This window comes from Azospirillum soli (assembly GCF_017876165.1).
GTDB lineage: Bacteria > Pseudomonadota > Alphaproteobacteria > Azospirillales > Azospirillaceae > Azospirillum > Azospirillum soli.
Genome location: NZ_JAGINQ010000019.1, coordinates 35923 through 56198, shown reverse-complemented (window position 1 = coordinate 56198; position 20276 = coordinate 35923). Strand labels below are relative to the sequence as shown.

Genomic DNA, 20276 nt, shown 5'->3' with positions numbered 1-20276 from the left:
AAGATCGCCGGGCCCATTCCGGCACCACACCTTGCGGAGTTTCTCGATGCCCAACACAACCGCTGCCGATCTGCCCGACACCGGGCGCTGGGGCCGGATCCCGGCTTGGTGGCTGGAACACCCGGACCTGGATGCTGATGGTCTCGCCGTCCTGGCCGCACTCTCTACCTTCGCCGACGAGCATGGCGTGTGCTGGCCGTCGCAGTCGACACTGGCGGCCAAGTTGAAGCGTTCTCGTCCGACGATCAACCGTATCCTCCAGGGCCTCAACGACATCGGGCTGGTCTCCATCGAGCACCGGAAGGGGCGCAACGGAGCCCGGCTCTCCTGCCTGTACCGGCTGCGCGTCGAACAGGACGGAAAGGCGGTTGCCAAAGTCACAGCGCGCCCTGTTCAGGACCTCGACAGGGATAACTCAGCCGTGAACGCCCCCTGTCCAGCAACGAGTCAGGAACACCTCCATTCCGAACAGATTCCAGACTCGCTCGCTTCGGGCAGGCGCGTGCCGGTGCGCGATGTGCCGTCGGATTGGATGCCGTGCGCCAACGATATGGCCTGGGCCAAAGCCCGTCACGCCGAGATCGACTTTGTTCGCCATGTCGAGGGCTTCGTACTGCGCTGCCAGGCCCATGGCTACCGCTACCGCGACATTTCCGCGGCCTGGCGCGCCTGGCTGGCCCAGGATGCGGCAGCCGGCAAGGCGCCAGTCGCCCGCAACATGCCTTTCGCCGGTGGCTCGGCTCCGACGCCGAGCAGCACCCGGGGAACGGCCGCTGAACTGCGCCTTGGCGCTTGGGCGGCTGCAGCCGCTGAACTGCGCCAGCGCACCACCATGTCTTGGTCGTGAGGAGGACCTACATGCCCGCTCCCAACGTCACCGCCTTCCCGAACAACCGGTCACCGCTGCCTTTCGACCCGGCCATGCCCACCGCCGCCCGCCGCTCCCTTCTGGTCGGGGCGTTGCCGCCGCCGCTCCAGGAACTGCTGGCCGCTGGCCATGTCGAGCGCCGGCCGCGGTTCGGCGACGACGGCTTCGACGGCATGGCCGAGACCTGGTCGCCCCCGGCCGGCGTGACACCGCAGCACGCCGCACTGGCACAGCGCGCGCTTGATGATCTGACTTCCACAGTACTGGCACCCGTGTCCACGGATCATGTCCTTGCCCGCGTCCTCGCCCTTTTGAGCCATTTCCCTTCGAAGGGCATGACGCCCGACGTTGAGCGTCTGGTGGCGCTGGACTGGGCCGAGGATCTCGGCGAATACCCGGCGTGGGCGATCGACACTGCGGCCAAGCACTGGCGCCGGACTAAGAAATGGCGACCGTCCATCGCGGAAATGCGGGCGCTGTGTGACGACCTTTGCACCCAGGAGCGCGCCCTGGCCGATCGGCTTCACGCGGTCATCCGTGCCGGCCAGCCGGATCGGGGACGGCGTGGCGAAGTTATGGCGATGACGGCGGGGGCAATGCGGCGGATGCTTTGAACGGCTGGCCTTAACGGAAACGGCGAAAATCGGTAGAAGCCTCCCGAGAGGGGGGCACCGGCTCGGGCTGGTCGTGATCACTCAGCCGAGGGATCTTCGTCCTGCTCTTCTTCCGGGTTCGCCGCGTAGCGCCGGATCCACGTCTCCCAAGCCTTCTCGACCAGCCCGATCGGCTCCAACCGGTCATGCTTGACCTTGTCCGTGCGAATCTCAATCAGCCGTCGGCGCAGGACCAGAATGGGCGATCGGGCTGGCAAATCGGCCCCGGTTGCCAAGGCTTCCAGGAAATATTCGGCAAGGTGTGCATCTTCGCTGAGAAGTTTGTAGGCAATGTAGCCCATCGTGGAGGGACGGCCGACGTCCCGGAGTTTGCGCCCCCAGTGCCGAGCCTCGGCCAAGTTCGGGTGTTCCGCGACCAACTGCCGGAGATCGTGCACCGACGGCCGCACGCGGCGCCCGTTGTGGACATCCAGACGCCAGTAAAGCGTCGCAATGCCCCTCACGATGTCGACGTCCCCGACCCCATCGAGGTCGGACGACACGCCCTGGAAGGAGGCCGCCCTCTTGGGGTTGCGATCATAGGTGTGGAATGCCTCTGGGGACAGGCCGCGCACAACCAGCATCTCCACGGGCTCGCCAGCCTCCACGATTGCCTGGAGCCGGTGTTGTCCGTTGATGAGGGTGCCGTCTTGCTCAACCGAGAAGCAGATCGGTTGGCCGTTGAAGTGAAACGCGCCGGCTTTTATGTCACGGGCCAGCATGGCGACGTGGCTGCGCTGGATTTTCCTGTTTCGGAAATTGCGCCGCAGGTATTTGGCCGCGAGGTCCGGCGTTACCGTTTCCACCGTGATCGAAACCTGGCTGTAGTTGGCGGCGAGTCCGTGTTCCAGCGTCACCGCGACAGCCCCCTCTTCGAGGGCTGGCCGGATCAGGCCAGGGTACCCGACCACCGCGGGGAATTCGTCGCCGCCGCGCTTCCCTTCCTCTATGGGCTGCCAGCGGTAGAAACGGCGGCGCTCCCCCGTCACCATGTCGTTCCAGGCCATGAGCGCGAGCGCCAGCGTGGTGACCAGTGGCATGCGGCCTTCGTCGCTCGAGGCCAAACGTTCGTACAGTTTGACGCCGGGATGTCGGTCCTCGTAGTGGTCCGGGTGCTTGACGGCATCCAACATTTCGCGGAGCAGATCGACCTTGTCGGAGCGGTGCGCGACGTAGGAGAGGATGATGCGGACCGCTTCACCGATGACCGGCGTCTTGCGCGCGACCCCCCACTCGGCGGCGCGGATCAAATCATCTTTGTTGGCCACCCAGTAGCGTTCCAGCGTCCCCCATGGCAGCAGAGCATCCGACGTCCGCTTTCCCAGCGTGCCCTTTTCCATTCGGATGAGCCGCGACATCGCTGGGACGACCTGCGGCGCCAACTCGACGCCTTCGGCCTCGAGCACCGCGACGAAGGTCCGGCGGCGCGCTTGGTCCAACGTGTGGACCACCTCCTCGCCGAGGTTCTGGGCCAGCAGCGTATCGAATGGGGCGCCGGATCGCGCGCACGCAAGCAGACGCTGGTACCCGTCAAGGAGCGGGCGATCTGGCCCTTTTCCGAAAATGAGCGGAGCCCCATTCAGAACCCAGCGCCCGGCAGCCATTTCTTCCTGATAAGCGTCCACGGCACTTTTGACGCAACGGTAGGGCCGGCCAGATTGGAAAGCAATGGCCAGCAGCGCCTTCGCCATTTCCGGGGTGATGCGGACGATGGAAAAGCGCGGCGCCTCGATGTCCTGAACGGCGGCAGCCTTCTTGGAGAGGGCGGCAAGACGCCGGTTTTCGGCTGTGGCGACCTGTTCCAAGGTGCCGGCGTCAACCTTGGGCGAGCGTGCCAGGTCGAGGATGATCCGCCCCCGCTTTTCCAGAGCCTCGACCTGCTTCGGATCGGTGCCCAGAAGAGCGGTTTCCGGTCGCGCGGTCGGTTTGCGGCCACGGCGCACTTCGGCTGGCGCGGACTGCGCGTCCGACATGATCTTGCTCCCAATTCCGTTTCCAGAAATCAGATAGCGCGAGACCGACGCTGAGAAAACGGATTTTTGCTCCGGCCCCTCAGTGCTGTAGGGGAGAAATCAGGCCGTGGATCGTGCCGACCACGCGGGCATCGCCAGCCAAGATGGAAGCCATGGATGTTGTCCGGCCCTATGGGACCTGCGTAACCACATCCGGCTTCGCTGGCCGATCTTCTCGTTCTCACGCCGGTCGCCGCGGCGTCCCTACTCCGCGATATCGACCATCCGGAATCCTACATCGGCAGCCGGTTGGAGTAGATCAGTGACATCCTAACTGTCGTGTGGGGCAACCGGACCTGGACGCATACGGCCTGGGCGGTCGTGGCCTATTTCCTCGCGCTGCTGTTCGCCGGTGGGCTGGATGGGGCGAAACCATGGTCGGCCATCGCCTGGGGCTGCGCCTCGCACGTCGTCGCCGACAGTTTGACCAAAGGCGGCGTGCCGCTTTTTTTATGGCCTGCGAGCGAAGAAATACGGTGTTCCGATCTTCCGGACGGGATTACCGGCCGAGGGACTGCTGACCTTCACGCTGGCCGTGGCGGTTGGCATCTGGGGCTTGCGCAGTCTCGGATTCGTGTCGGCGGTTTTTCGTTGACAGTTTCCGGAAACTTTTCTCGTTCCCGTCCGTCTCGGCGGCATTGCATTTCCGGATGAGTCAAGATACAACAGAAGGGTAGCCCCGCCGAGGGGTGTTGCGCGAGCGGTTGCTTCGTGCGGATCCGATGGCAGGCGCCAACCAAGGCCATCGACCGCGAAGCAGCCCGGACTGGAGATCAGGCCCCGCTGCGCGACTGGATGTGGTCCTTGTACCAAGTCCGGTCGTCGCTGTAAAGCCCGGAGACCAAGTCCAGCGCCCGTTTCCGGACATGCCGGAGGCGGAACGCTTTGAGACTGGAGCCTGGGATGAACGCCGCAGAAATTTTCAACGAGTTCGGCGAAGGCGTGAACGCCGAGAACGCCCGCCACGAGGAAACCCACGTTGGCCGCGTGCTGACCGACGACGAGTTGCGCCTGCCCCGGGTGCTTGTCTACGAGGGCATGCCCAAGGGGCAGACCTACGAGGAAACCCTCAAGGTCGCGAAGATGGCCGCGGCGGTCAGCGTGTCGGACAAGGCGTGCATCTACTACGAGCGACTGCTCGCCCAGGCGACCACGCGCTTCAACTTGGCAACTGGCGAGAAGTACCACTGCAAGACCGACTGGATCGAGCGCGGTCTCGGTCCGGCAGTCTACGCGTCCGGCGCCACGCTGGAGCGCAAGGCCGGCAAGAACGGCCAGAAAATTTCCGCGCGTTACCGCCAGATTCTTGAGCAGGAACTCGCTATCGCCGGCTTCATTTGGCGCGTCGACGCCGCGAACCTTTCCCGCGAGGGGGAGCGCGACGAGAACGGCCGCCTTGTTTCCTTCTCGGGAATCAGCCTCATCCCGACCATCCTGCGATTCGAGGAGTTCAAGGAGCGGATAACCCGGCACGACGCCGAGGTGAAGGCCGTCGAAACGGCGAAGAAGCGTCTGCGCGCTCTGACGTCCAAGACGCGGCTTCGCCTTCGCAATGCCGCCGCAAGAGTGCCGCACGCGGCCAACTGGTCCGTCATTCGCGCGCACGCCGGCGAGGTCTTTGCCGAAGCAGAGCGGATCGTCGATCGCGTAAACCCGTCCGTTTCGGATCTCAACGCTGTTGCCGCCGCCCTGGAGTCGATCGATGATGAGATCCTCGCGGCCATCGCTGGTGCGATCCGTACGCCGGCTGCGCCCACCGTTGAACCGAAGGAAAACGCCGTCGCCGTTGTGACCGAGCCGGCCAAGGTCGTGCCGTTTACTCCACGACGGAAGGAGAAGGCGATAGAGGCGGAAGCCGCGGCCCGCGACATCGATCCGGCCGACGTGCTGTCCGGCAAGGCTGACCTCAGGGCCAAGGAGGCCCGAGCCTGCGAGGAGATCACCGCCTCTCTGCTGGCAGCGGCTTATCCCGCGCTCCAGGACGCGCTGCGTGCCACTGGGATGGACTGGGATCGCGTCCAGGATTGGGAGGATCTGATCCCCGCCCTGCGCGCGCTTCTCGACGGTTTCAAGGCTGGCAATGCGTTTGACGGATTTCTGGGGACCGATGACGCTCTCCGCCGCCTGTCGGTCGCAGTCTGCGCGGCCACGGCTGAGGGGATCGACAGCCCCGCCAAGTACATCCGCAGCATGCTGGTTCGGATGAATAACGGCGGTTTCGGCTGGGTCGGACAGAAGAAGAAGATCGAAGAACTCGCCGGGCCGGCACTGCGGCAGCGCCACGACACGATGTCGCGCAAGCCGTCTTCCACCGCACGGCAGATGGTGGCGAAAAAGTTGTCTGGAGCCATTCCCGGAATGCATGGTGACAGCAAGCCGTCCGAGGCAGCGCTGAAGCGCGCTCTCGAAAAGATCCGTGAGGTCTGTCAGACGGGACAGTGAGCGAAAAACGTTCGTCAGCGAAGGGTCGAAACGGCGCCGGGGAAACCTCGGCGCCGTTCTCATTTCAAGGCTATGACACCGCTCTCGGGGATCGCGCTGGAAGCACGGTTTCGTGAGACTTTCCGGGACTGAAGCGGCCACCCCACGCCAGCCTTCGGAAAGAGCAACACACGCGCTCCAAAGGCGGCTTGGCAAGCCTCGGCAGGTGCTGACGTCGCCTCCTGAGCGGCAGTCGTCCCGGTCCTGGGGGGCGCGCGCAACCGGGGGGGCTGAAAGGGAATGACGCTGAATTGGCTCAGCGGCGAGGTGTTATGCCGAGTTCGCTGCGCGTTGCCGCGATGGGGTGCAATGCCAGGGCTGAAGGACGGACAGGTGGTGTCTGATGTCCTGCCAAGTGCAGAGCCGCAGCCCAATGACTGAAGGTTATCCCGATGTTGAGAAGAAACGATGGTCCGTTCCTACAAAACCCAGTGTCTCGCAGGCGCGCGCATGCGCGGGTGTATTGTATGACGCTTAGATTTTCTCTCATCACTCCCTGAAGGCTCTCTTGTAATAGTACGGGCCTTTTAGGGCGAAGAAACGTGCACCCCGAGGGCGAACATCTCTTCGCCCTCGGGGCGAACAGATGAACCCTGCCGGGGCGAACATATGGGCACCCCTGGCGCGAAAAAAATTCTTCCCCGACGTTGGAAATTCCTTTTCTGTCCAACGGCTTAGTCGTTCTTCCTGATCATCGCCGTGCGCTTCGCGGAATTCGCGTGGTTATGGCTCTGGTTCAGGCCAGGGCCATCTCAGACTGTCGTGCTGCATCGGCTGCTGAATGGCTCCTCCGACGCCTGTTTCCGCTCACGGACGAAGGGGGTGTTCGCGGGGAAGGGATGTTCAGCAGTCACCCCTTCTCTCCTTGTCATCCAGGCCCCAGCCGTCTTTCCGGTTAGCGGTTGACCTCGGCCACCATGACGCGGCCGGCGTTCCGGCGCGCGAGGGCGTTGGCTCGTGCGGCGCCGATGTCGATGTCCGCGATCTGGACTCGCTTCGAGGCGGCTGTGGCGATGCCTCGTTCGCGTCGGACCTGCTCCAGGTTGGTCAAGAAGGTGATCTGGTACGCCCAGTAACGGTCATCTTGGACCCACCGGTGATAGCGGGTGGCCGCGCGCAGCCCGTCCCGGCCGGCGCTCGGCTGGTAGGCGCCGGCGCGGTCGGGCGACGGTCCGCCCGTGAAAAGCAGCCGGCGGTGCTCCGCCGCCCAGGTGACGTTCAGCGCCGGATTTAACAGATCAGCCACCGGCATTCCCGGCGCTGGCGGGTGGTAGGTCAGCGACCGCTGCAGGCAAGAGATATCCAAGTTGCGCTTGGGTTTTCGCGCAATCAGGCGCTTGGCTTCGGCGACCGCGGCTTCCTTAGTCAAAAAACCGCAGATCTTTGCCGCCATAGTTGATGACCCAAGGGTCGCCGAAGGCGGCACCGGGCTCAGGGTCGCGCTGACCGCTTTCGTTTCGCATGATGGCTTCGAGGGCACCCGCGGGAATGCCGTATTTCGCTTCGGCCTCGCGGACCAGGCGCACGCAGATGGCGCGATCCTCGGCGCTGGCCGGCATCGCCGCGGCCAGGGCCGCGGGGCCGGCGAGCACGAGGCCAGGGGCTGCGGCGCCGTTGAGCCGAGCGCGCAGGCTCTTCCGGCCGATTTTGGTGTCGCCGGCGTGCTGCCGACTCTGGATGCGGTGGAACATCGCGGTGTCCCTGTCGTGTCATGGTATTGTTTCCGGATTGACAGCACCGCTGACCGCCTGCGGACGATCACGGGTGCCGGTGTAAGATTAAATTTTCGGCCGCGCAGCATGGCGGACGTCCTATACGCCGCCCTGTCAGACACCCTGCCGGCTGGGTGCTGGCACCCACTCTCCGCCCCTGCCCGACCGAGAAAACACGATCGTGGCCGCAGCGCCGTGATCCGGAAACGGGCGCCATGGTTCCATCCGCGATGACCTTCAATGGAGTGTCCGGGATAAGTCGCATCATCGCCGCGGCGCTGCTGGCCGGACTGATCGCCGTGGCGCCTCTCCCCCTCCTGGCCGACGATGGATCCGGTGGCTGCGCCGCTTCGGAGAGCGCGTCGGCCTGCATGCAGCGTTTGAACCTGGTCCCGATCCCCGGCCTGAAAGCCCCCGCTGCCGCCGAGGACGCGACGGGGGTTGGCCAGGCTGCTGTGGTGCGATCGGCGCCCGGCAAGAGCGGTGCCACGCTGGCGACCGCGTCCGGGTGCTGGCCATCGAAGGCGACGCCGCGCGGGTGGCGGCGAAGGGGCAGGTCGGCTACGTGCCGGCCGAGATCATCATGTCCCCTGACGCTTTCAAGAAGAAGTTGGCGGCCGAGACATCCAGCGCCGAACAGCGCGTCCGCCAGGCGCTCAAGGACGGCCGGGCGCGTGCCGGGGCTGGAAACCAGGGCGGCTCCACCGACGCTGCGGGCGGCAACGGACAGGGGCGTGCCGCCATGGCTGCCCAGCCCGCGCAAATCACCCAGGGGATGCGCGACCAGCGGTCTCAGGGCGTTCACGCCGCGTGTATGGAGATGACCGGCAGGAAGTACCGGGCGCTCTGTTCGGTCGGCTCGCCAAAAAGGGTCGACGGGCAGTCGGTCCTGTTGAGGTTGCCCGGGGCGAACCGGTGGCCAACGATGTTCGCCGGGTTGATGTGGTGTTCGCTCACCAACCACCTCTCAAGTTCGATGCTCTTGGCGTCCTGCGCCGGCGTCCTGCCCTGCCCTGACAGGGCAACATGCTCAATGCCAATGCTGTAAGCGTTACTGGCGCGGGCACGGATGGCGATGTCCATGTCGTCGGCCATTTGGACCAGCGTGCCATCGCGCCCGATCGCGTAGTGCGCCGACGTGCTGCTGCTCGGCAGGAGCACGTGCGTGACAGCGCCCTAGAGACTGGCGCCTGCGGTGTAATGGCTGACGACGTGCGTGATGCGCCTGCCGGTCGTCGCTTGGACGTTGGGGCTGATGATCTCAATGGTTTCCGGCTTCCCGTTGGCGGTGCGCGCCCGGCGCCGGCCTTGCGCCATCACGTTCGGGTCGGCTGGAACGGCGGCGTTCCCCCGCCCCAGCCCGCCGCCTGGGGACACGGAAATCTTGCCCGTGGCGGCCGGCACGCAGCCGGTGAGGAATGAGGCCGCGACGAGGCCGGCGCCGACGGCCACGCCGCGGCGAAAGGCGCGCCGGTCGAGGCCCAGGCTGCAGACGAGGCACATGGTGAGGATCCGCCTCCGGCCTTCGTTCCCGGAAACATTGGCGAAGCCTAAGGTTACGGGAGGTGCTGTGATCTCATACCTGGACGTTTTTCGGGCACCCTGCCCTCCACCCCGCTGGCGGGGTTGTCCGCATACTTGGTCAGCGATCATAAGACCACAGCATCGCCCACCATTTGGGACGCGGTGGCACGGTTCTGTGCCGGTCGGATTCCGACCACCTTCCCTCCGGAGCCGACCGGCCCTATGCTCAAGTTGACGTCCGAAACGCACGATGAGCACTCGATGTTCGCCGCTTCCAGGCACGCCGGCAGATCAAAGGATCAGCACCGATGGTTGAGGCAGGCTGCGCTGGCCCTCGGAGCCGTGATGCTGGTGGCTGTGGACGTCAGGGCAGCCCTCATCGACGATCTGATGTCCTGCTCAAACGTCGGCAATCCTAGCGCGCGCCGCGCCTGCTTTGAAGCGTTGATATCCGCTTCTTCTCAGCCGAAGGACAGAGACACAAGGCCATCTCCTTCTTCGATCGCGAAGAGGCCGGAGGCGATCGTTGTCGATCGGGAACGCTTCGCCCGGTGTCTGGCATTGCCGGCCGAGGACTACATCATCGAGGTGATGATCGCGATCAGGCGCGACGGCTCGCTGGACAGCGCCTTCGTCAGCGAAACCTACCGGTCCAAATACCTGAGCGACGGCGATGGTCCTTTCCGCAAGTTCGTGGACTCTGTGGTGCGCGCAATCCGGAGGGGCAGCGAGTGCGGGGTGGACGTTGCCCGGCAAAAGACGACGACGGAAAGGGACCTGCTCGGCGCGTCTAACATCATCTTGGTCGCCGTCGACAGCAAAGACCTGCGCTGACACTCGCACGGTCTGACCGCGGTGGTCGGAATCCGACCACCGCCCTGCCCGCGTCCGTGCTGGCACCCCTGCCGCCACCCGCCTCCCCTCCTCCTGGCTGCCCGATCGCTCTGGCTTTTCCACCAGGTGCCCACCGTGTCGACATCGGGGAGATCGTCGGCGGGTCACGGCTCCGTGGTGACGACGCCGTACACCCTGATGCCGTTTTGTCGCCCGCGCATCGGTGCGGTGCCGAGGATCTTGACGCCGCGACCCTGGCATCGAGGAGCCGCTTGGTTGCCGCCTCGACGAGATCGGCGCGACCCATGAGCCGGAGGGCCACGGCTTCGTTTTCGACGCCGGCCGCCGGCTCGTCGTCGCGCTGACATACCCTTGGTGAGCGCCCTGCCCTTCCCTCTCGTAGCCTCTGCCCGCCGCTCGCTGATCCTCGTGTTTGTTGTGCCGCCAAGAGCGCCATTTACCTGATTGCGTTTCCGGAGGCGATGCAGGTGCGCCGCGAGCAGATTTTCGAGGCGTTATGCGTGGCGCATACGTCCAGCATGCGGCGCCGGTACGTGCGGCATGCTGGACGCATGCTTGGTCAATGACTGGGTGGTCGGAATCCGACCACTCTGCCGCAACCAAGTAGACCGACCTGGAACGTACCCTGCTGGCAAGGTGGTCGATGGGGTGCTGACGCCCCATCGCCTCGCGGTGAAGCGTTGCAGGACCAAACGGTAATGGCCGGCGGCGACTTCGCATGCGAGAGGTGACGGAGATCGACGCGCACACGGCCCTCACCCCGGTCGAAGCAATGCGCCAGCACGACGACTATGACGCTGACCGTGTCGTGGACGTGTCAGTCATGGTTCCCGACGGGGAGGGGCGCCCCTCACAACCATCCGGCGGAGTGGTCGGATTCCGACCACGGCATCGAGCGGAAGCGCCTCCGTCCGCAAACGCCTAGCCCCCTCCCGCTGACATCCCGGCGATCGCCGGGCCTGCGCGGGGTTTTCCGGGCGCGGAGAGGCCGCCCATGGACACATCCGCGAACAGTGACGGATGTGGGAGGCCAGGACGTTTTCCAGGCGGCGTCTCTCGCCGCCAACGTCTCCAGGGCGTGGGGCAGGGCGCTGATGCATCCGTGGGCTATCCTGAGCCCTTTATGGGTAGGCCGGGCCCGGTGTCGACCGCCCTCGCCTGCCGACCGTACAGCCGTCGCCTCGGGCATACGCGAGCGCTTCCACCGTCGGCAGCCCGCTGTCGATTTCCCGATGGCGCCGATGGCGGTTTCTCGGTTGCGGTTGCAATCCTGCCTCCGGTCTTCGCTTCCGATGTTCGGACGTCAGCGCCTTTATCCTCTTCCCGCGTCTCTGTCGGCCGGGCATCCTGCTGACACTTTCCGGCACCAAGGGCAGCCCCGACGGCTGGCCTTTGACCCGGCACCGTCTCCCGAAGGCGGTTCCGGCAGCAGGATGCCCGGCACCTCCCGTTACTGGGCCAACGGAGGCCCGTTACGTCCCGGCGGTCCTGACCCTAAGCGTGTAACGCCCTCCACCCAAGCGTGAAACACCCTTGCCGGCGGTTGAAAGCCAGCAACGGCGCCGGATCTCATGCCAACGCCACTTCGAGTGCAGGACGCAACAACGCGTCGCGTAACGCTCGGACAAATCGCGGGGGGCGGAACCCCGGTCGCGACCACCCCTTCGCATCCGCCGGAAGCCGCACGCAGCAAGGATTTCAGACTATTTCCCAGCCGTCCGTTTTGTCGGGCGGCTCCGTGATCTTTTTCACCGGCCTCCGCGATCCTGAATCAGCAGATCTCGACACCTGAAAGGGGCGAACCATGGCCACGAACACCAACGCCGAGCCGAAGCGCTCGAAGAACGCCGAGCGCATGGCGAACCGCCGCGCCAAGCGGAAGAACGCGGGTATGAGGCCGTTCCAAGTGCACCTGACCGCAGCCGCCTGCGACGCTGCGGACGACATGGCCGGCCATCTGACCGGCAGCCCGGACACGGTCGCGACCGCTCGCTACGTCGCCCAAGTGCTGGAGGATCTCCTCCCGGCTCTTGTCGATGACGACGTGGTCAGCCTCGCCGAGCAGCAGGCCATGGACGGTACGCCAGTGTCGCCGAGCGCGGTCGCCGCACAGGTGCTCAAGGTGTTCGCGTCGGCCGCGGCAAAGCCTGGGATGATGGCGCGGATCGCTGCACTGGTTGGCCCCTGCAATGACCAAGAGCGCCAGGCTGAGATGATTTCCAGCGCGTTGGAGATCGGCTTGTCGGTGATCGAGTGCCCGTCGGTCGCCGCGCGCTTCGATGCCGCCCAGGTACCGGAGGAGGGCAGGGCGGACGTGATCGGAGAAGCCGTCATGGGGCTGCGCGTCGTCGAAGCGCTCCAGGCGGCCAACCTCCTCGCCGAGATCGCGCGGGCTCCGGACCCCGGCGCGGTGGTCAAGGACGCGGTCACCCTGCAGCAGCGTCTCATGCCGCTGTTTGGGTCTAACGCGGCTGGCGCGGTGGCGAACCTACTCTGGCAGGAGCATACCTTGGCGGCCCGGCAGCGGCTCGTCGCGCACGTCGCCGAGGAGGCGATTCCCGCCCTCTACCGCGGCCTCAAAGGCATGCCGCAGGCACGGGAGAGCGTCGCAGCGGCCAAGACCCTGCGCGGAGTGTTTGACCTGCTCGACATTGTCGTTGCCGCCGCTCCACCGTGGAGCGGACATCCGTTGAGCAACCTCAAAAGCGCCTTCGTCGGCGCCGCGAACCGGGCACTGCGGGAAGGCCGCACGCGCTCGGCCGAGCAGTTTTTCCGCGAGACCCTGTGCCATGTCGCTGGCGTTCCCCTGCCGGGGATCTCAACGGCGCGGTCGTCGACGGTGTCGCAGAAGACCATGGCCGCTTTGCCGGCTCCGCCTCCTCCGACAGTGGACGTCGAGGCGGAGGAGGTCAACGACGAAGAGACTCCGGACAGCAGCACCGGCTGCGGTTGGCTCTCAATGACCAAGGTTTTTCGGGGGCGGTGAACCGACGCCGCCTCCTCCTGAGCGCGCGATGACCGGGCAGGACCTGGAAGACGGGCTGGACGAACGGAAACGGCGTGTGGTTGAGCGCACAAGAGTACGCTTTCCCGCTCCCTTTTTTGATGCCGGGTTTTCCGCTGCCGTCCCCGTTAGCAGGGTGGTGGCAGGGATGCCAGCGGGGTGGTCGGCAGATAGCCGCTCGGTCGGAGCCAGGCCGGCACCCCTGCCTCACGCGGTCGGAATCCGACCGCTGCGCCACCACGGACATAGCGGTCGGATTCCGACCAACGATCATTCGGCCGTCACTTCGTCCTCGGCGAGAATGGCGTCGATCGCCTCGCGCATTTCCCGCAGAGCGTCGCGGTCGACGTCGGCAAGCGCCTGGGGCTGTTCGCGCAACCCGATCAGCACGTCGCGTGCCTGGAACACCGGCTTGGCCGCGCGCTTGGGCAGGGCGCTGAGCGCCACGCCGGCCGGGGCGCTGACCGAGGCGCGGGGCACGCGGGCAGGCTTTTCCACGTCGGCCTGATCGCCGGTGTCGGCATCGTCTGGTGTCGGGGAGGGGAGGGTGCTGGTCTCGAAGCCTTTGAGGGCTTCCCACGCGCGGACCTGTTCCTCGTGATCTTCGATGGCGGCAATGGCCTCCATCTTGGACTTCGGAGGCCGGTCAGACATCACCGCGTATTCCTCACGGATGGCTGGCGCCAGTTTCTGCAGAGCCAACGCCATCGTCACGTAGGTCTTCTTCAGCCCGGTCACCTCGACCAGTTGCCGGTGCGAGTAGCCGTACTGGTCGACAAGCCGGGCCAGCGCGTCGGACTCCTCCAGAGGCGTCAGGTCCTTGCGCTGGAGGTTCTCAATGAGCGCGATTTCCTTGCTGTCACCGGTCACCAGGACGCCGAAAATGGTCTCCCGACCGAGCATCTGCACGGCGCGCAGGCGTCGCTCGCCAAAGACGAGTTCCCACTCCTCGTTCCCGATCTGCCTTACGCCGACGGGCTGCTGGAGGCCATGGCGTTCGATGGAGGCCGCAAGGTCCCGCAGGTCGTCCTCGTCGAAAATGCGCCGCGGCTGATCCGGGTTCGGTCGAACCTTGTCGACCGGCACTTCAACAAGGTGAGGGGCGTCCTTGCTCAGTCCGAACAGGGCGTCGCGCACATGCTCCTTGGCGGAGGCGGTGACGTTCGTCTTCGGGGTCTTGCCCAAGAGGCTACGCGACACGGGCGATCTCCGTCTTCAGCCGGGTTTCGCGCTCTTTCACGAGCGCCTCGGCAACTTCTTGGTACACGGCGGCGCCCGGAACGTCCGGCGCGGCTTCCACAGCGGCCCGGCCGACCGAGGTCGCCTGCGCGTAGATGCTGGCTTTTGGGACCGGCGGGAAGATGTGCATGTGCTCGCCGTACTGTTGGGTGATCTCAGCCAGCACGTCGCGGTCGTTCCGCTCGTTCTTTTTGAAGATCGTCGGAATGATGCCGAGGACCGAAAGCCCCGTGTTCAGGCGACGGCGCGCTTTGCCGATGTTCTCCAGCAAAAAGCCCATGCCGAGCAGAGAGAAGCGCTCCGTCTGGCAGGGAATGACGGCGGTGTGCGCCGTGGAAAAGGCATTCTTGGTCAGGTTCCCAATGTTGGGAGGCGTGTCAATGATGACGAAGTCGAACGTCTTTCGGACGTCCTCCAGCACCTCCTTCAGCACGAAATCGCCGCCGGTCTGCGTGTCAATCTCGACCTCCGTTTCCGCCAGGCGGATCGACGCCGGAGCCAAGCGCAGGCCCGATTCCTCGACCGTGACGATGATGTCGCGCAAGGGCATGTCCCCGTGCATCGGGTAGTACAGCGTGCGTTGCTGCTTTTCGAGATCGTAGCAGTCAAACCCAAGATGCTGCGTCGCGTTGGCCTGCGGATCGCAGTCCACAAGAAGGGTCGCGTAGCCGCGCAGGGCCAACACGGATGCGATATTCACGGCGCTGACGGTCTTGGCGCAGCCGCCTTTCTGGTTGGTCACGACAACAACCAGAGCGGGGCCGCCTTGCCTTTCAATGCCGACCATGTCGCGTTTGATCAGCGCGGCAACGGCGGCCGGGATGCGCTCGCCGCCATTCTCCCAGCGGGACACTTTCTGCTTGTCGTAGCGTCGCTGGAGCCGGTCGTTCAGCCAAATCGCGAACTCGGGCTGCGACAGCCCTTTCTTCTCGCGGTATGCCCTCAACTCGTCGCCCGTCACGCCTACCCCCATCGTTCGTGTCGCCGGTTGGCAGGGTAGGGGGTAGACGCAACGCCCGTCAAGAATGCCGGATGTGACAGGGTACTGTCTACCCCGGTGTATCAACCCCGCCGCACCCCCGCTGGCAGGGTGGTGAGTGGGTAGTCACATCCTTGCCGGCACACCAGTCAGCCCAGGCAGTGCCTTGTCTTTTGCCAGTAGGGTAGGGCGGTGCCGATGGCTCGTTACCGGCAAATCGACGCCGGTATTTCGGCGCCGGCCACCGGTGCCGGAAGGGGAGGGCGGGGGCATCAAGCGCCCTGCCCTTCCAGCGCGAAAAGGCCGACTCGGGGGGGCTAGTCGGGTGCCGCGCCGTCAGGAAGGACGGCCGGGGAGGACCGAGTAGAGCCAGAGTGCCGCGCCGACCGGAACGATCAAGCGCATCAGGATGAAGGCGATGACGGCTAGAATCCGGAAGCGCCGGGGCAACAGGGGAACGACGCAATTCGACGCCGCTCCCGCCGCGTCGGGCATGGGGAAAGGGTTGTCGGAGACGGGAGCCGACCCCGTTGGCAGGTGTGCCGACGAGTGGGGGAGGGAGTGCCGGCAACCATGCTCAGCGCTCCGCACCGGAGAGTTAGGTCGGCTCAAGTTTCAATTCGGCGAGTTTCCGGTCGACCCAGTCCTCGATAGCCATCGCAAGGATTCGACCGCGGTCCGGCTTGCCGCGCATGCGGTCTCGGATGCGCATGATGTCGGCGATGGTCGCGTTGTCCAGCCAGACCGCGTAGTCCTTCTTGTAAGGCTTGTTCGGGTCGCGGGCGGCTTTCTTCTGTGCGATCTTCGACATCGGCTTCGCTTCAGCAGCGGCCTTGGTGATGACCGGAGCGGCGGCAGCAGGCGCGACGGGAGGTGGAGCGGCAGCCTCAGTCGCGGGCGCCTCCACCAAGGCAGGCTGAGCAGGCTGCTTCTCAATGCGTCTTTGACTGGGGATCGGTTTCCGAACCGATGGCCAGGAGGAGGTGTTGTTCGACATCGTCTTGTCCCCTTGTTTCTCGCTGGCTGTCAGACTTCGGCGGCGGTTTCGGCGACGACGGTCTCCGTCGTCAGGCCGACGCTGGCCGCAATTTCCGGAAAGAGTTCCGAAATGAGGTATTCGAAGTCCGTAACGGCCTTGGGATCGCGGTAACGGCCAGTCCTCGTCGCAAAGTCCCAGACGGAGAAGCCGTCGCTCATCACATCGACCATTGAGCGCCGTGTGAGAATGCGCGATCGCAGGAAATCGACCTTGATCTCCGGCCATTGGGCCTCAACAAACGTCTGCACCTTCGGACGGCTGGTGTCGGCGGGGAAATCGCGGGCTAGGAACAGCGACACGGGGAAATGTGCCGTCTGCTGGGCTGCGGTCACAGCCTTCATGAAGTCGTTCAGGGCGCGGGCATCCAAGCCGCAGGGAAAGAACGGGATCACGACCCTGTCGCACACCTTCAGCGCCGCCCTGAGTGTCGTGTCGTCCTCGTCGCCGTTCCCGTCGACGTCGATCACAATCACATCGAACATCTTCGAAAGGTTGCGGACCTGCCGCTTCAGCGCCTCGCCGGTGACCTGCACACACGTCAGCGTTTCGGTGTCGAGCCCACGGCCGTGGTGCAGCGTGACCCAGTCGGCCGAAGACTGCTGCCGGTCGGCGTCGATCAGCAGGGTCTTGTAGCCGTTCTTGGCGAACCAGGAGGTAACCTGGCACGCGGTCGTCGTCTTCAACACGCCGCCCTTCGAGTTGGCGACGAGGAGGACGTAGGCGCGCTGGCCCTCGTCGGCCGTTGTCGGTTTGCTGGCGTTTGTCTGGATGTCGGTCATGGTGTTGGTCTCCGATCTGCTGGTCGCTTGGTCACTAGGCCGCAGGCACCCCTGTCAGCACCCTGCGGGCATTCTTGGTCCTGTGCTGCCAACAGTCCCACAACTTTATTTCCGGAAAATCTAAATGATCGGAGCCGCACCCGTGATCTCGGATGCTCTTTCGGTCACGAGTTTTTTGGAGGCCGGCAACGGTCGCGCGGACACAAAAACGGCCGGCGTGGAGCCAGCCGTTAACCTACCAGTTCTGGCAAAATGGTCAGGCGGCGATGGCCATCTGAGAGCGGTTGCTGAAGGCGGCGAGCAGGCAGTCACGAACCACGGCGCTCGCGCTGCCGGAGTCGCGCAGGCCGGCGGAAACGCGGCGCTCGACCTCGCGGTTGATGGCGCTGTAGAGATCACCGCCGACCCACAGCCGCATCATGCGCGCGGTTGTCCCGACCGGAGCGTGCACCGGCTCCACGGCGCCGCGCGCAACCAGCGTCTTTCTGATCGCGTCCGCGGTGACGGCGGAAAGCGTCGTGCCGGTCGCGGCCGTTACGATCTGCTCCGCAAGGTATTGGGGGATGACACAGGGCACGTCTCGGCGCAGGGACTGCACGTCGTGTTCTTCGGCGTCACGGGCGGTCAGATAGGCCCGCAACCAGGCGCGCACGTAGCCGCTGCCGAGCCCGTCCTGCACTGAGCGCAGCGTGCCGACAACTTCCATATCGATCTGCCCGACACGGACGACGGCCTGACCACGGCTACTCTCCGGCCGGACGTCGGCGACCGGATTGAGGCCCTGCTTGCGGTGCCACTCGACAGCGTCGGCGACGATGGCGGAAATTCGACGGCGACCCTTCGCTCCGGCAGCACGGCGGCGGGCCTCTTCGCGGACCAGCGCGGTGGCCAACACCGCATCCATGCGGATGGCGACGTAGCGGGTTTCGCGGATCTGGTCGGTCGAGGTCATGGCGGCCGGCTCGTAATCATGGTGACGGACCAACACCATACTACTGGTCATTTCCGGAAATGCCAATGCCGCCGCGGCATCTGTGCATTTTTTATCGTGTTTCCGGACGGTTTTGCGGAATCGCTGGTGTGGATGCGGGCAGAATGCTCGGCAGGGTGCCACGTTCGAAGCCGGCAGCCTGCCCATGTCTCATACCGCCTTCCGCACGGCGCGGTGCAGCAGGCGCTTTGACAGGTAGTGTGCATTCATCGAAAAAATGTCGTCGAGGACGCGTTCAGGAAAGTGGTCGGCGACGACGCTATGATTTCGATGCGGACATCGAGGCCACGTTCAACGACATGCTCAGCGTGCCAGCGTGACGACCGGCAATTCCGTCCGGTTAGCGATTTTGGTACCCGCCCCCTCCTCAACCCGATGCTCAGCCCACCGGATCAGGCCGCGGTCGCCCCTTCTGTGTGCCATCGAACCAGCCCCAGTAATCCTGGGCATAGCGGTCCCAGACCGCGGCCATATCCTCGAACCCGACGTGCAGTCCGCGCATCACTAGGTTGATGTCGGTGATCAGCGGCAGCGTAACCTCGCGGATGCGATCCTCGTCGCCGATGACCAGCGCGGCAATGGGCGCGCCGGCCTCGGCGGCGCGGCGTTCGTCGCGCGTCATCTCCAAAGTGTGGGCGATGGCCCGTGAGCGGAGGGCATGGAGCGAGTCGCGCAAGGGCGATCGCAGGAATGCGTCGACGCGCTCGATGATGTCGACCGCCCCGGCGCGGGTCTGCGCCTCGGCTGCGTCCGCACCCTCCTCCGCCATACGCTCCCGCGCCTCCCGGATCAGCGGAAGATCTTCTTCGGCGGCGTCGGTGATGATGGGATGCTCCATAATGGCCAGCCGGTCGGCACGCCGGCGTGCCACGATCTCATCGACCACGTCCGCTCGCGCCAGATAGCGCGCCGCGCGCGGGATCGACTGGGCGTCGGCGTTGGTGTCCCAGAGCCTGGCGAGCACCAGCACGGTGTTCAAAGTGGCTTGGCGGCGCATGAACGCAAAGACGTTGGCGGCGTAGGTGCCGTTGAAGCGCTCGATGACCTCCCGGTCATAAGCCGCTGGCTTGTTGATGGCGGTCAGCACGACGGCCTCGCGTCCGTTTGTGTAAATGGCGTCCAGAATAGGCGCGGCGGCCGCCAGCAGATCGGCCGGCGGCATGTCGGCTTCGGCAGGGGGCAGCGTGCGCCAGGGCCGCTGCTGTGGCCGTGCGTCAGGGCGTTGGTTAGGCATCGTCCTTCATCTCGCTGTCTTGGTCGGGGGAGGGGCCGCCGACCCAGATCGGAGCATCCCGGAAATGGGCGAGCAGCAGGTGAGCCAGCCGTTCGCCCGTATGGCCGAAGTAATGGCCACCGAATGCGGCGTGCGCGTCCAGAAACTTGCCACGGGCGATGGTTGCATGGAGCAACGGGACGACGTTGATCTCGTTCTGGTCGAAGGCGGCTATGGCGGCGTCAAACGCCCGCCTCAGATTGCCCAGTCCCCAGTGCTGGCAGGGGAACGGAGGCTGCATGTAAAGCGCACGCCGGACGAACTCGAACGCGAACTGGCCGAAGGCAAGCACCAAGGGCGGCTGAAACCTGTGCAGGTCTGACCTCAACCATTCGACGGGGGACAGCAGATCTTGGTTCGTCCACTCCAGGGCCGACGGCCGCGGCTTCACATTGGCGTCTGCGACCGCGTTGCGGATGAACAGTTTCCGGTCGTGAAGGCGCAGCCTGCCCTCGCGATAGACGTGATCCTGGATGCGGTCCCAGACTGGTGTCCAGATGTTGTGCCGTGTCGGGTGTCTGTCGTCGAGCGGGTACTTCAGGCGTTGCGCCCATGGGTCCGGATTGGAATCGCCGATCAGCCACACGGGCGAGGCCGGTGAACCGCTGTGGGGCTGCATCGTTCGTCAACACTTCCCAATTGAATGCCGAGCAGGATCGCCACCGCAAGGGCGGCCGTCAACCACGAGGAGAGGACCAGACGACATTTTTGATTGGCCTGATGCATGATCCGAAGCAACGCCAGCATCTCGATGTCGTCTTGTGTGGATTTCCCAAAACGGTAGAATCTGCCGCGAGGTGTCCCCGTTCAGAGAAGGGCGCGATGCACACGGACGCGAGAGGCATTGGCAAGCGTGTTGCGCTCGGA

At 65.1% G+C, this 20276-nt stretch carries 18 protein-coding genes; 6 read left to right on the top strand and 12 right to left on the bottom strand.

Annotation, left to right across the window (positions count from 1 at the left end; genetic code table 11):
- Positions 1-46: 46 nt before the first annotated feature.
- Together J2852_RS23985 and J2852_RS23980 are read left to right on the top strand one after the other, a co-directional pair.
- The gene (locus J2852_RS23985; protein WP_209880595.1) at positions 47-847 is read left to right on the top strand and encodes a helix-turn-helix domain-containing protein; all 801 of its coding nucleotides are present in this window, start codon (positions 47-49) and stop codon (positions 845-847) included.
- 11 nt (positions 848-858) lie between these two features.
- Positions 859-1482 (top strand): hypothetical protein, encoded by a 624-nt coding sequence (locus tag J2852_RS23980; RefSeq protein ID WP_209880593.1) that lies wholly within the window; start codon positions 859-861, stop codon positions 1480-1482.
- Between the two features lie 77 nt (positions 1483-1559).
- Here the strand turns inward: J2852_RS23980 and J2852_RS23975 are convergent, their stop codons facing one another.
- The gene (locus tag J2852_RS23975; protein ID WP_209880591.1) at positions 1560-3494 is read right to left on the bottom strand and encodes a ParB N-terminal domain-containing protein; all 1935 of its coding nucleotides are present in this window, start codon (positions 3492-3494) and stop codon (positions 1560-1562) included.
- A gap of 318 nt (positions 3495-3812) precedes the next feature.
- Here J2852_RS23975 and J2852_RS32415 point away from each other — a divergent pair, with 318 nt between their 5' ends.
- Both J2852_RS32415 and J2852_RS23965 read left to right on the top strand, forming a co-directional pair.
- On the top strand, positions 3813-4187 hold the full coding sequence (locus J2852_RS32415) for a metal-dependent hydrolase (RefSeq protein WP_211112320.1): 375 nt from the start codon (positions 3813-3815) through the stop codon (positions 4185-4187).
- 249 nt (positions 4188-4436) lie between these two features.
- A complete protein-coding gene (locus J2852_RS23965; protein WP_209880588.1) occupies positions 4437-5975 on the top strand; it encodes a helix-turn-helix domain-containing protein in 1539 nt (512 codons plus the stop codon).
- Between the two features lie 934 nt (positions 5976-6909).
- Here J2852_RS23965 and J2852_RS23960 read toward each other — a convergent pair.
- From J2852_RS23960 to J2852_RS23945, 4 genes are all read right to left on the bottom strand, one after another.
- A complete protein-coding gene (locus J2852_RS23960; RefSeq protein ID WP_209880586.1) occupies positions 6910-7407 on the bottom strand; it encodes a hypothetical protein in 498 nt (165 codons plus the stop codon).
- Positions 7376-7705: a hypothetical protein gene (locus J2852_RS23955; RefSeq protein ID WP_209880584.1), complete on the bottom strand. Its 330-nt coding sequence runs from the start codon at positions 7703-7705 to the stop codon at positions 7376-7378. The genes J2852_RS23960 and J2852_RS23955 overlap by 32 nt, the downstream gene beginning before the upstream one ends.
- Positions 7706-8527: 822 nt before the next feature.
- Positions 8528-8809 (bottom strand): N-acetylmuramoyl-L-alanine amidase, encoded by a 282-nt coding sequence (locus J2852_RS32410; RefSeq protein WP_425514404.1) that lies wholly within the window; start codon positions 8807-8809, stop codon positions 8528-8530.
- A 93-nt stretch (positions 8810-8902) separates the two neighbouring features.
- Positions 8903-9229 carry a hypothetical protein gene (locus J2852_RS23945; protein WP_209880580.1) on the bottom strand — a complete coding sequence of 109 codons (327 nt, stop codon included), beginning with the start codon at positions 9227-9229 and terminating at the stop codon, positions 8903-8905.
- Positions 9230-9472: 243 nt separating this feature from the next.
- On the opposite strand from J2852_RS23945, the gene J2852_RS23940 reads away from it, so the two are divergent.
- Both J2852_RS23940 and J2852_RS23935 read left to right on the top strand, forming a co-directional pair.
- Positions 9473-10084 carry a hypothetical protein gene (locus J2852_RS23940; RefSeq protein ID WP_209880578.1) on the top strand — a complete coding sequence of 204 codons (612 nt, stop codon included), beginning with the start codon at positions 9473-9475 and terminating at the stop codon, positions 10082-10084.
- A 1825-nt stretch (positions 10085-11909) separates the two neighbouring features.
- On the top strand, positions 11910-13091 hold the full coding sequence (locus tag J2852_RS23935) for a hypothetical protein (RefSeq protein ID WP_209880576.1): 1182 nt from the start codon (positions 11910-11912) through the stop codon (positions 13089-13091).
- A gap of 288 nt (positions 13092-13379) precedes the next feature.
- Here J2852_RS23935 and J2852_RS23930 read toward each other — a convergent pair whose 3' ends face one another.
- From J2852_RS23930 to J2852_RS23900, 7 genes are all read right to left on the bottom strand, one after another.
- Entirely contained in the window at positions 13380-14294 is a 915-nt protein-coding gene (locus J2852_RS23930) for a ParB/RepB/Spo0J family partition protein (protein ID WP_211112319.1), read from the bottom strand.
- Between the two features lie 4 nt (positions 14295-14298).
- A complete protein-coding gene (locus J2852_RS23925) occupies positions 14299-15309 on the bottom strand; it encodes an AAA family ATPase (protein WP_209880574.1) in 1011 nt (336 codons plus the stop codon).
- A 616-nt stretch (positions 15310-15925) separates the two neighbouring features.
- Complete coding sequence (locus tag J2852_RS23920; protein ID WP_209880572.1) at positions 15926-16324, bottom strand: hypothetical protein; 399 nt, start codon at positions 16322-16324, stop codon at positions 15926-15928.
- A gap of 29 nt (positions 16325-16353) precedes the next feature.
- Positions 16354-17145: an AAA family ATPase gene (locus J2852_RS23915; protein WP_209880571.1), complete on the bottom strand. Its 792-nt coding sequence runs from the start codon at positions 17143-17145 to the stop codon at positions 16354-16356.
- A gap of 256 nt (positions 17146-17401) precedes the next feature.
- Complete coding sequence (locus tag J2852_RS23910; protein WP_209880569.1) at positions 17402-18136, bottom strand: hypothetical protein; 735 nt, start codon at positions 18134-18136, stop codon at positions 17402-17404.
- Between the two features lie 379 nt (positions 18137-18515).
- Positions 18516-19298 carry a hypothetical protein gene (locus J2852_RS23905; protein WP_209880567.1) on the bottom strand — a complete coding sequence of 261 codons (783 nt, stop codon included), beginning with the start codon at positions 19296-19298 and terminating at the stop codon, positions 18516-18518.
- 64 nt (positions 19299-19362) lie between these two features.
- Positions 19363-20028, bottom strand: coding sequence for a hypothetical protein (locus J2852_RS23900; RefSeq protein WP_209880565.1), 666 nt, complete (start codon positions 20026-20028; stop codon positions 19363-19365).
- Between the last annotated feature and the right edge of the window lie 248 nt (positions 20029-20276).